Source organism: Mesorhizobium sp. M0598 (assembly GCF_040320865.1).
In the GTDB taxonomy this organism is placed as follows: Bacteria; Pseudomonadota; Alphaproteobacteria; order Rhizobiales; family Rhizobiaceae; genus Mesorhizobium.
The window spans coordinates 56234-68442 of the sequence record NZ_JAMYQL010000019.1; the positions used below are offsets into that span (position 1 = coordinate 56234).

The 12209-nt window shown below is 58.6% G+C and carries 6 protein-coding genes and 1 pseudogene; all 7 read right to left on the minus strand.

All coding sequences use genetic code 11. The annotated features are described in order from the left end of the window. Window positions 1-36: 36 nt before the first annotated feature. Window positions 37-2058: a CocE/NonD family hydrolase gene (locus NKI59_RS22035; RefSeq protein WP_352706797.1), complete on the minus strand. Its 2022-nt coding sequence runs from the start codon at window positions 2056-2058 to the stop codon at window positions 37-39. A 906-nt stretch (window positions 2059-2964) separates the two neighbouring features. Continuing rightward, window positions 2965-3141: pseudogene (locus NKI59_RS22040) on the minus strand (transposase); the annotation flags it as partial. Window positions 3142-3849: 708 nt separating this feature from the next. After that, window positions 3850-7038, minus strand: a complete 3189-nt coding sequence (locus tag NKI59_RS22045) for a WD40/YVTN/BNR-like repeat-containing protein (protein WP_352706800.1) — start codon at window positions 7036-7038, stop codon at window positions 3850-3852. A 761-nt stretch (window positions 7039-7799) separates the two neighbouring features. Next, window positions 7800-9212, minus strand: coding sequence for a CapA family protein (locus NKI59_RS22050; RefSeq protein WP_352706802.1), 1413 nt, complete (start codon window positions 9210-9212; stop codon window positions 7800-7802). Between the two features lie 72 nt (window positions 9213-9284). After that, a complete protein-coding gene (locus NKI59_RS22055; protein WP_352706805.1) occupies window positions 9285-10322 on the minus strand; it encodes an ABC transporter ATP-binding protein in 1038 nt (345 codons plus the stop codon). Next, window positions 10319-11320, minus strand: a complete 1002-nt coding sequence (locus tag NKI59_RS22060) for an ABC transporter ATP-binding protein (protein ID WP_502901090.1) — start codon at window positions 11318-11320, stop codon at window positions 10319-10321. The genes NKI59_RS22055 and NKI59_RS22060 overlap by 4 nt, the downstream gene beginning before the upstream one ends. 7 nt (window positions 11321-11327) lie before the next feature. Continuing rightward, window positions 11328-12209, minus strand: a complete 882-nt coding sequence (locus NKI59_RS22065; protein WP_352706809.1) for an ABC transporter permease — start codon at window positions 12207-12209, stop codon at window positions 11328-11330.

Genomic DNA, 12209 nt, shown 5'->3' on the forward strand with positions numbered 1-12209 from the left:
GTTGTGATTGTCTCTGATTACAATTGCCTTTCCGGTTCAGACGAGGTCGCGCGGGATCGTCTTCGACCACGACTTGCAGAAGATTCGCTCGCCGGTTTCGAAAGCGTCGAAATCAATCTGCAGTTGAAAGGCCGACTTGGTAGCGGTCATAACCGTCCGCGCCTCCACCGCCGTCTGCCAGGCTCCGCGGCCCAGCTCAGACCTAAAGCAGACTTCCGTGCGGGCTGTCCTCGGATCGTTTTCGGCGACCGAATAGATCAAGTGCTTTTTGGATCCAACGACCGTGCCGATGGGGTCGAGACGCATAGACCCGTCATCTCGCTTGACTGTAACGGTCACCTGCCTCGAGATTGGATCAATGCGAACGAACCGCTCGAGGTTGCCGGGCGTCAGCATCGTCGTCGGCATGGGCCCAGAACCCTCCGGCGCGCCAAACGATGGCAGCTCGTCGTCACCGGGTTGATGCATTCTGATCGGCAGACGCAGACGGCTTGCCCACGCCTGTATCGTCAAAGTGGCGCGCTCCGGCGCGGGAAATGCGATCGGCCAGTATGCAGTGGAAACAGACAGCCGTATCCGGTGACCGGAAGGAAAGGTACATCCGATCTCGTTCATCGCGAGCTGGATGCGGTACGACTTTCCAGCTTCCATTGGCTGCAGGTCGTCGTGGCCGTCACGGTGCGACAGATTTAGAAGCCCGTAGGTGACCTGGGTGACCTCACCTGACGGGCTGACATCAGAAAGACGCACCGCGAGGGTGGCTGTCGGCTTGTCGCACGTGATCTCCAATTCAAGAACCGGCGCGCCCAGGATTGGGGTGGCTCCCGTCAGGCGTTCGCTATCAAAGACCAAGGAGCCGCCATCGTCCCACCGCTGATCCAGCGGAAGTGGACCAAGTCCGCCCAGCGAATAAGGGCACCAGTCGCCGCCTGCGATCCCGACGGTCTCGGGTGAGCTGATTTCAAGGGCAACATCCGGCAGCGCCTGCTCGGATAACCTCCCTGGCCCCAAATGGAGAACCCGCGACTCCACATGTGGAGACGGCCAGCTGGGGTCGGCAACCCAATGCCCAGGCCGCTCATCATAATGCGCCGCGGGTTCCGCCCAGTCCAGCATCCAGCTACGCAGCATTGGTTCCTGCATGATGCCGCTATCGTTGCCCTTCAGCCAATGATCCCACCAGCGGAGGCATTCCTGCAGGAAACCAATGGCGGGACCGGGCACACCCTGATGAGGGTACTTATGACCCCAAGGCCCGATCAGGCCTCTCCGTGGCCCCTCTAGCTTCGAGAGAAGCCGGAATATGGCGTTGGAATAGCCATCTGCCCATCCGCCGACCGCGAAGACCGCGCAATCGATTGCGCCGTACTCCTCGCAGACCGAGCCATGCTTCCAGAAATCATCTCTGCGCTGATGAGTGAGCCAATCAATCAACGTCGGACGCGAATTTTCCAGCCGATCCACCCACATAGTGCGCCAGCGCTCCTCGCCGACGATGTTGGGATCGGGGGACTGTGCCATGCTCGCGAAACACGATGTACCCCAAACCAATGTATCGTTGAGGATGCATCCGCCCTTGTAGTGCGCATCGTCGGCGTAGCGATCATCAGTCGAGCAGTGTGTGATGATCGCCTTTAGGCCCTTGGGCCGGCGCGCGGCGACTTGCAAGGCGCTGAACCCACCCCACGAGATGCCGATCATTCCCACGCTGCCACTGCACCAGGCCTGTCGCGTGATCCATTCAATGGCCTCTACAGCATCGTCCTGCTCTTGCTTGACGTATTCATCCTCGAATAGACCGTCGGAATCGCCAGTGCCCCGGATGTCAATACGGATGCTCGCGTAGCCGTGTGTGGCAAAATAGGGGAACATCAGTTCGTCCCCCACTGCAGTGCCATCGCTTTTGCGGTATGGAATATAGTCAATAATTGCTGGTACCGGATTGGAAGCCGCGTCCTCCGGCAGCCAGATTTTTGCAGCCAAACGTGTTCCGTCAGAAAGCGGAATCCACATGTTTTCTATTGTCGTAACTGCTAGTGGTCCGAGACCAATCTTCATTGCTGGCCACCTAAGTTGGCAAACTTCCACATTTCGCCCCCCGTAAGCGACTTCCCGTTCAGCGCAGCCCTGTTCCCACTAGCGCAACCTTCGTAAAAGGCGTTTCTGCGCCTCAACGCGTCGCAATCGTAAAGGGCACGCTGACGGGCGGAACAAAGCCCGCCCTCCGGACGACCTGCGCGCGGCCTCAGTTCGACTTAGACGCCTGTCGTTATATTCGAGGAGACCTGGCCGGGCAGCTGAAATAAAGTCACTCGACAGTTTACCTTTTGCACCTCCGCATGCGACGAGCTATGCGATTGCTGCCCGTGGAGATGGAGCTTGGATTAGCAAATGGCCGCATTGCGAGCGCAATCAGATCGCGTGTGTTGATCTCCACGGTGAACTGCCCCGGACTGTCACTGAGTACTGACCCGCCTTTCGCGTATGTTTTGGTGATGTTGTGATTGAAGTTACTGTTTCTCTTTTGCGCCAAGCTGTTCTTGAGGTTCGGGACAATCCCAGGCGAGAACGCGATGGCGGAAAGTTCCACCATGAGGGTCGAAGCCACGCACCCGATGGCGCACAATCCTTCAGCCAAACGAAAGATCTTCGGTCTTCCGTTTTGCAAAATTCATACAAAGATTCGGGAAGCAAAGCCAAACTCCGACCCCATTACAGAGCAGCATACCGAGCGGATCAACGGGCACGACGATGTAACAGAAGCAAACCCCTTACGGAATCCAGAGGCAAACTCATTCGCAAAGCCTAGCCTGCCGCCTTTGTCGGGCAGCGGCCCGAGCGCGGCGCGCCCTGCCGTGTTCCTCCCACCGGCAGGGCATTTCTGCGCGCCGGCGCTGTCCGAGATGACAGCCGGCGTGAGATTGACCATCTGCAGCCACGTGCTCGGACCCTGCGCTGGTGCTTCCTGCGATTGACGCTGCCGTCGGTGCGTTCGTCCTCAAGGTGCTCGTCGAGTTCAGCGTTCAGAATCCGTTCCGAAAGCGCCTTCTTCAGGTCGTCGAGCAATCCGTCCTTGGCAAACACCTCATTCGGATCGCGGCCGGCAAGCAGTTGGTCCAGAAGTTCCTTCTCAATAGCCATGCGATGATTCTCTCCTTTCCATCATCATGGCCTCGCGCACAAGGCTGAAACCCACTTACAAAACCCCGCCTGTTCAGACAAACCAAGCCAGCTCTCCACTGGCTCACGGCCAGACTGAATTTGGGCCTTCAGGAATGTAGTGCGCAGGACGACCCACCATTAAAGGCGCCGGCCATGTAAGGATCCGAAGAAGTGATCGCGTGGCTGGGAGCGAAGAAGGCGCTACCCAACTTAACCATCAGCTGCGGCTGCGACGAACCAGTCCGTCGAAAACGTAGCTCAGCAAATACCAAGTGGCGAGGAACGCCAAGCATTCTAAGGTGAAGCTACCGAGCTTGTAGAACATCTCAGCGATAACGAACGCGATCATGAAGGCACCAGCTCGCGCTTCGCCATGCCGCTCATTCCGATCGCCTGGGTCAATGAAAACATGTTCGTGCTCCTGTTTTTGCTATCAGTCAACGATCGGCCCGCCAGCCGGCGCGGCCGGCCACGATCTCGATCCTAGAAGTAAAGCCTAACGGCGCCGCTCCGCGGCTCGTCGGCGAAGCCAGCTGCGAGCGACCAACATTGCACCAATCGCGAACGCAACCGCGATGTATATCAACTCGGTCGTGCCGTCGCCCCCGTCTGGAGCCACGCCGAAAATCCGCTCAATAAAATCCATGTATTTGACCTTCCTGAGTTAAATAGACTATCAGTAGTTTTTCACCGCGCTACGGCCTGCTGGAAACCAATTGGCTCGACGCCGGCAGTTCCGAGAGCGACGTTGAGCGCTGCGGCCGTATCGTCCATAAGCACGCCAAACTTTTGAATCTCCTCTTCGACCTTCGACATGATTTCGTGAGCAACCTGGCGGGCTGGGAGCGTCGGCGCCTCGTCGGCAACGGCCACTACGCTGATGAGATCGACAAGCTTATCCTTTAGGCCAGGCGGGTTCCGCTCTTGGTCGCGCGGGGTCTCCTGCTTGATGTCGATCAGTGCTCCTTCGATTGCCTCAAGCTGTCCGACCAGCGCTTGTGCACGCTCCCTAAGTGGCGTGTTATCATCGAGCCGCTTGTGCACATCCGTCGTCTGTCGCTTGATTGACCGAATGTGATTGACGGTTTGGTTGAGTGCCGAAAGCATGCCGAACAGCTCATGCAGGAGTGCCGATTGCTCGGTGAACTCCTTCTCAGTCGCAGTTATGCGTGGGTCCTTGACGACGGAGAAGCTGACCGTTTGATCCGCGCCGCTAGTTTGAAGCTGGACTTTGTAGCTACCTGGAACGATGGCAGGGCCGCTCGGGTCATCGCTGTCCGCCGCGAGAGGCTTGTACTTCCGGATCTCTAGGGATCGGTCCAGCTTGGCCGGTCCCGGATACCTGAGATCCCAGACGAAGCGGTTGAGCCCAGCCTTCGTGCCTGGCTTAGCGTGAAGAGGCGAGTCTTTATCATCGCTTGAGACGTTGGCGATGACGGTGCCAGCCGCGTCCTGAAAAGTAAGTTTGATCGGGTGTTCGGCATCGCTGGGCAACCAGTAATTGACGATCGCTCCGTCCGGCGGGTTCTCACCGCAGTCCAGATGGCGGCGAGCGATCTGTCCATCCTCCAACTCCACGACCTCTGTCGCGGCGCCGATTCCCCAAGTCTGGTACCCTATTCCAGCCTTCGAGACGCCGACCTTGGAAAAACCCTGCCCAGCGACCCACGCGAGCTTGGTCCGGACTGTAGCGCGTGGGTTGATCAACTTCACATCTTTCTGATCTGAGTCCAGTTCACGCAACGGCGTCACGTCATCGAGGATCCAGAAGGACCGGCCATGGGTGCCGGCAATAAGATCGCTTCCTTTTATCTTGAGATCGTAGATCGGGACCACGGGCAAGCCGCCGACCATGCGCGACCAATGGGCACCGTCATCGAGGCTGAAGAAAACTCCGGTTTCAGTGCCGACAAAGAGTAGCCCCGGTCGCACCGGGTCGGCGCGCAACACCCGGGTGATCTCGCCCATCGGGAGGTCGCCGCTGATCGGTTGCCAAGTTTTGCCACCGTCCTTGGTGCGGAAAAGGTAGGGCCGGTAATCGGAAAGTTTGTATCTTGTGGCCGCAACGTAAACGGTTTCTGCATCATGCGGGGAGATTTCGAGGCACCCAACATAGGCGAGTGCGGGCATGCCCTCGGGTGTGACGTTGCTCCATTGCACTCCCTCGTCCCTTGTCACTTGAACCAGACCGTCATCCGTGGACGCCCAGATCTCGCCCTTACGGTGCCGAGACTCCACGAGCGAGGCGCATGTCGCATGCACCTCCGCGCCGGAGTTGTCGCGGGTCAAGGCACCCCCCGAATAGTCCTGTCGAGCCGGGTCGTTGAGGCTCAGATCGGGCGAGATCACCGTCCAACTCGATCCTTCGTTGACGCTTCGGAAGACGCGATTGCCGCCAACGTAGATCGTCTTCAGATCGTGGGGTGAGAAAGAGATCGGAAAAGTCCAGCCAAACCGGTAGCGCATGTCCTTCGGCGCCATACTGACGGTGTATTCCGGCCAGACATTGACCACGCGAATCTGACGGGTGCGATGGTCATATCGTTGTAGAGATGACGTGCTGCCGGGACTTGAGCCGACCGCACCGCAATACACGATGTTAGGATTCTTGGGATCGACAGCGATGAACCCACTCTCGCCGGTCCCAGGATAGGTGCAGTCGCTCAATGGGATGACACCCCACTCCGAAGCGCTTGGGACCGAGATCGCGGTATTGTCCTGCTGGGTGGCGTAGATGCGGTACGGATATTGGTCATCGATATCAATGCGATAGAACTGCGCCGTCGCCTGGTTGTAGATCGACGACCATGTCTTGCCCCCATTAAAGGTTACGCAGGCGCCGCCATCATTGCCCTGGATCATGCGGTTGGGATCAGCCGGGTCGATCCAAAGAGCGTGGTTGTCGTCGTGGGGGGTGGTCACTTCGGTGAAGCTCAACCCACCGTCAGTCGACCTCCACATTTGTAAATTGTTGACATAAACCGTTTCGGCGTGGCCCGGGTCGGCGAAAACATGGGTGTAATAAAAAGGGCGATGCATCAGATCGCGGTTCTGCGAGACCTGGATCCAGTGGTCGCCATAATCGTCGGTGCGATAAAGCCCAAGCCTGTCGCCTTCTGCCTCAATGAGTGCGTAGACTCTCCCGGATTGAGCCTCGGAAACTGAGACACCGATCTTACCTAGCAGACCATTTGGTAGCCCGTTTCGCCCGGACAACTCCTCCCAGCTATCGCCCCCGTCGAGCGACCGGAACAATCCGCTTCCCGGCCCACCGCTGCTCAGGCTCCAAAAGTTCCGCCGTGTCTGCCAGGTCGTGGCAAAAAGGATGCGCGGATTGTTGGGATCCATCGAGATGTCAACTGCGCCGGCGTCAGGGCCGCGATAAAGGATTTTCTGCCAATTCGTACCTCCGTCCTTGGAGCGAAATAAGCCGCGTTCTTCGTTCGGCCCAAACGCATCCCCAAGCGCCGCGACAAAGACAAGGTCGGGATCCTTTGGATGAATGCAAATCTTGCCGATGTGCCGGGTCTCTTTCAGACCGAGATGGGTCCAACTGCGACCTGCATCACTCGACCTGTAAACGCCGTCGCCGTAAGAGACGTCGCCCCGGATCGTCGTTTCGCCCATGCCGGCATAGATGACGTTGGAGTCGGAGCGGGCAACCTCCAGCGCACCGACACTTGCGCTCGCGAAGTAACCGTCGGATATGCAGCGCCAATAAACGCCCCCGTCAATGGTCTTCCACACCCCGCCTGCGCAGGCGCCAAAATAGAACACCGTCGGATCGTTAGGGTCGCCAGCGACCGCCACAACGCGGCCGCCTCTGAAGGGTCCAATGCAGCGCCATTTGAGGGCCTTCAGACTCTTGGGGTCCATCATTCCACTCCACTTAAATTGGAACTATCGCGAGATCCGCAGCGGCCGTACCGAGCGAGAACGCGTCATGGTTCGCCCGCATACAGTTATATCAATTGGTGCGGCCTTAGAGCGAGATAAACTTTGCTTTAGCGGGCGACGAGTTTCGAGCCATTGAAAAGGCCTGGTTGCGGTTGCTGAAGGCCATCTCGGAGATGACGCGCCAAGCGAGTTCCATTCGGGAAGGGCTACCCACACGCCACTAGTTTCACGGGCTTCATCCAAGTTCAATTTTCATCGTCAGCCATCCATCTTGGGGAATGCCACATGTGCCCGCCCCTTGTTGTACAACGGATTTTCCCGCTTGAAGCTGGCCGCCACTACTGTTGGAGCTCGCCAACAGGTACTTCTCCCGCCGCTATCGATACGCCCATAGGTCTCAAGAACGTTATTTGTTCCAAGATAACGCGTGGGAATGATGGATTAGAGCCAAAGTTCGCTGGCTGTTGAAAGGCTATGCACACAATGCAGAGCAGATTGAAATATCAGCTCCGTCACGCATTTCAGCGATCGCCGCGCTCCTGCGATCGACAACTGTAGCGATTCTTTCAGAGCACCGATTTGCCTCAGGCCACCTCATCGGGAATGCAGCTGTCAACGTCGCTCAGGCTTGGCCGGCGTCTTGTCCACAATCGGCCGAAACCGCGCCACGACCGCCGATCGCACAGCGACCCAGCTTGAAATAGCTTGCCATGCCACAACCACGACATGTACCGCGCGGATCAACGTGACTCGGTTATGCGGGTCTGCGCCGAGTTGGCCCGCACTCGGATTACTCCAACCTCGTTTTCGATCTCGACATAGGTGCCAAATGGCTTGGAGAGCTTCTGTAGTCGCTCCAGAATGGCCTTTGCTTGCTGCGCGGGTGCCAAGCGCGGCACTCCCCGATTAGCTAACCTTTCCGAGCGGCGAAGCTCGATTGGATGGAGCCTCAATTCAGTAAGCTGGTTTTGATCGAAACGGCCCACGCCGATGATGCTCTCATAGTAAACCGAGGCGGAAAGTGGTATAAATCCTTCTGGATATGGATAGCCTATTGCCATTTCATGAGCTGTTACATCCGCATCCGTATCAACCTGCGGATCCTTGCCGTGTGCATCGAACATGTCAGCCCCGACCGGCGTTCTCAGGTCCTGGTTGAAGAAATTCCCCAAGCCGTAAAAGATGGGCCGTCCTTTGTAGATTTCGATGCCCCTCACATGGTGCGGTCCGTGATTTATATATGCATCTGCTCCGGCATCGATGGCCTTCCGCGCAAAAGCTTGTTCATAATCCGGTGGTTGGTTGGTGAATTCCTCCGGCTCGTGCCCGTGATTCGTGGCGATACAGAAATCAGACAGCTGCTTACCGCGACGCACGTTGTGCAGAATACCGTCAACGTCGCGCGGATTGGGTTTAAAGCTGTATCCTGGTCTCTCCCCGACTTCAAAGACTATCTCGCCGATTACTACACGGGATGCATCTTTCGGGGGAGGTTCATGCCAAGGAACCATCTCGCGCACCTGCCTCAAGTTCTCAAGCATCTCCGGCGGAACTACTATGCTTCTTGCTAAGCGAAGGGGGTTGAGTCCTGGTCTACCTGGCGCCTCGCCGGCCGGGTCGCAGGCACGAGCCATAGGCTCGAATGTGGTGGCAAACGACACCAACGATACTCGACCCCGAGGGGTCTCCAAAAAACGAGCGGCGCGGGCCTGCGCGAGATTCTCGCCCGCACCTGCATGAACGATCCCGTTCTCTTCAAGCGCCCGAGTCGTCTCGCGCATACCTTCGACGCCCCAGTCAAGCGTATGATTGTTCGCCCGACTGACCATGTTGAAGCCCATGGCCTTTAAGTCAGGTCCTAATTCCGGAGCACCGATCAAATACGCACCGCCGTACTCGGCCTGCGGACATCCCTTAGACTGAACATCCAAGATATTTGTTTCCAAGTTGCCGAACTTTACGTCAGCTCCGTCGAAAAGCTCTAGAACATCGGCAAAGCCCGGATAATAGCCTTTGGTTACGGGCCGCGCGTAAAGAAGGTCCCCTACTGCGGCCATCGTGAAACCATCTGCAACGTTCGTGCAGATTGAACCTACCGAATCAAAGCCCCCATCCCGCAGGATGGCAGGGTTGCCATGTTCGTGAGTAACCATATCATCTCCTGCTTTGCTTGAATGTCGTCGCACCTGTCGCAATGTTTGTGCCTTCCGGCATCCTATGACGGATCAGAACCGAGCCACACTAGCAGACGGATAATCGCTCGCTTCAGCCAGCTGTGCGGGGATATCTGTGGCTGGAGCGCGCACATGACAGGCTACGACCCGTCCGTCGGCCATCAGCACTAAAGGCGGCACGTCGATGCGGCAACGCTCGACCGCGAGCGGACAGCGCGGATGAAACGCGCACCCACTCGGCGGATTGATCGGGCTAGGCACTTCGCCCTCCACCGGTGACTCCAGCCGAACCCGCGTCGGATCCGGAACCGGAGCTGCCGCGATCAGCGCCTCGGTATAAGGATGAACAGGCTTGGCGAAGAGCGCGTCGCACGGCGCAAGCTCGACGATCCGGCCCAGATACATGACCGCGACGCGATGCGCGATGTGCTCCACGACGCTAAGATCATGCGAGATGAAGACGAAGGCGATGCCCATCTGCTGCTGGAGATCCAGAAGCAGATTCAAGATCTGTGCCTGCACGGATACGTCAAGGGCTGAGATTGCTTCGTCAGCGATGATGAGAGAGGGGTTGAGCGAGAGGGCGCGTGCAATGCCGAGCCGCTGGCGCTGACCGCCCGACAATTCGGACGGCAGCCTGTGCATCATCTCGGCCGACATTCCAACTTTTCGGAGAAGGTCAGCGGCAAGCGCCTGACGCTGCTTGCGACTGAGTCGCTCAAAGTTCTCGACGGGTTCGGTGATGATTTGCCCGGCGGTGAGGCGCGGGTTGAGTGACGAATAGGGATCCTGAAAGACCATCTGCATCCGACGACGCCACGCGCGAAGCGCGTCCTTCTTGAGACCGGCAATGTCAGTCCCGTCGATCAACACGCGTCCACCCGTCGGCTCCACGAGCCGCATCAGGAGCCGCGCCACGGTAGACTTGCCACAACCGGACTCACCGACGATACAGAGCGTCTCGCCCGCCTCGACGGAAAAGGATACATCCTCCACCGCCCGAATCACCGCGACGCTTTTCTTGAAGATTCCCGCACCGAGCGGATAATGCTTGGTCAGGCTTTCGACTTTCAGCAACGGACCGTTCATGCGCCCATCACCTCTTCGGCGCGCCAGCAAGCTGCGGCGTGGCTCGACCCGACATCACGCACTGCGGGCGTCTTGTCGCGGCAAATATCTATCGCGAGGGGGCAGCGAGGCGCGAAGCTGCAGCCCACAATGGGCTCGCGCAGACTTGGCACGATGCCGGGGATTTCGGGAAGGCGGCGCTGTCGGCCGCGCCGCCGGTCCGGCACCGATCGCATGAGGCCGTGAGTGTAGGGGTGCGCGGGGCGCGCAAACAGATCTACCACGTCCGCTTGTTCAACAATCCTCCCAGCATACATCACGATCACGCGCTGGCACGTCTCGGCGACGACCCCCAGGTCATGAGTGATGAACATGACGGCCGTTCCTGTGCGCTCTTTCAGGTCGACGATCAGCCGCAGGATCTGCGCCTGGATAGTAACGTCAAGCGCAGTGGTTGGCTCGTCGGCGATCAACAATTCCGGTGAGCAGGCAAGAGCCATGGCGATCATGGCGCGCTGGCGCATGCCGCCCGACATTTCATGCGGATAGTTGTTGACGCGACGCTCGGCATCCGCGATTCGGACGAGACGAAGCATCTCTTCTGCTTTCTTCATGGCCACCGAGCGGGACGCCTTCGTGTGGATCTGCACCGCTTCGGCGACCTGGTGGCCGACCGTATAGACCGGGTTCAGGCTCGTCATCGGCTCCTGGAAGATCATGGCGATCTGGTCGCCCCTGATATGTCGCATCTCCCGATCGTTCAGCCCAAGGAGGTCGCGTCCGTGAAAGCGGATCTCGCCGCCGACCGTCCTGGCGGACAGCTTCGGCAGCAGGCGAAGGATGGAGAGGGCAGTGACGCTCTTACCGCAGCCGGATTCGCCCACGACGCCGAGCGTTTCGCCTTTCTTGACCTGGAAGCTGATGCCACCCAAGGCACGGGTGATGCTCCCTTGGCCATAAAAGTGCGTCTCGAGGTCTCTAACGTCGAGAAGCACGTCGTCCTCTGCGGATTCTCGCATTAGCATCTTAACGTCTCCGCTTGGCGCGGGGATCGAACAGGTCGCGCAGGCCATCCCCCAGCAGGTTAACGGCGAGGACCGTGACGGCAAGGCAGATACCGGGGGCGAAGATCGTCAATGGAGCGATGGCGAGATACAGGCGCGAACTGGCGATCATGTTGCCCCAGCTCGGAATCTCAGGTGGCACGCCCACTCCGAGGAAACTCAGCCCCGCCTCCGTCAGGATCGCGCTGGCGCAGACAGTGGCACCCTGGACCATGAGCGCCGGGATAGTGCTCGGCAGAATATGCCGCCAAAGCACCTTTGGCAGTCGCGCCCCGCCGCAGAGAGCGGCCTCCACATAGGGACGCTCGCGAACACCCAGAACCACCGAACGAACCAACCGCGCGACGGCCGGGGTCTCCGGGATCGTGATGGCGACGATGAGGATGCCGATCCCGGGGCCTGTCAGAGAAATCAGCGCAATGGCGAGCAGAATTGTTGGTATCGACATCAGGCCATCCATGACCCGCATGACGACGTTGTCGAAGCTGCGGCTGTAGCCGGCGATGATACCGATCAGAAGCCCGGCAAGAGCCGCGCATGCCGCCGACAGCAATCCGACTATGAGGGAGATGCGTGCACCAAAGATCGTTCTGGCAAATACGTCGCGGCCCAGATTATCTGTCCCGAACCAGATCTCAGCAGATGGCGGCTGGAGACGCTTGAACGGGTCCATGGTCACCGGATCTCCGGCGTAAAGGGGTGCAACGAGCGCCAGAATAATTAGAAGTGCGAGGAGGCCGCCACCTACCAGGACCAGCGGGTGTCGTCTTGCCAGACGGGGAAGATCGGATAGCTGCAGCCGACCCATCGGCACAAGTTCAACTGGTGCGGAGATGAGCGTCAT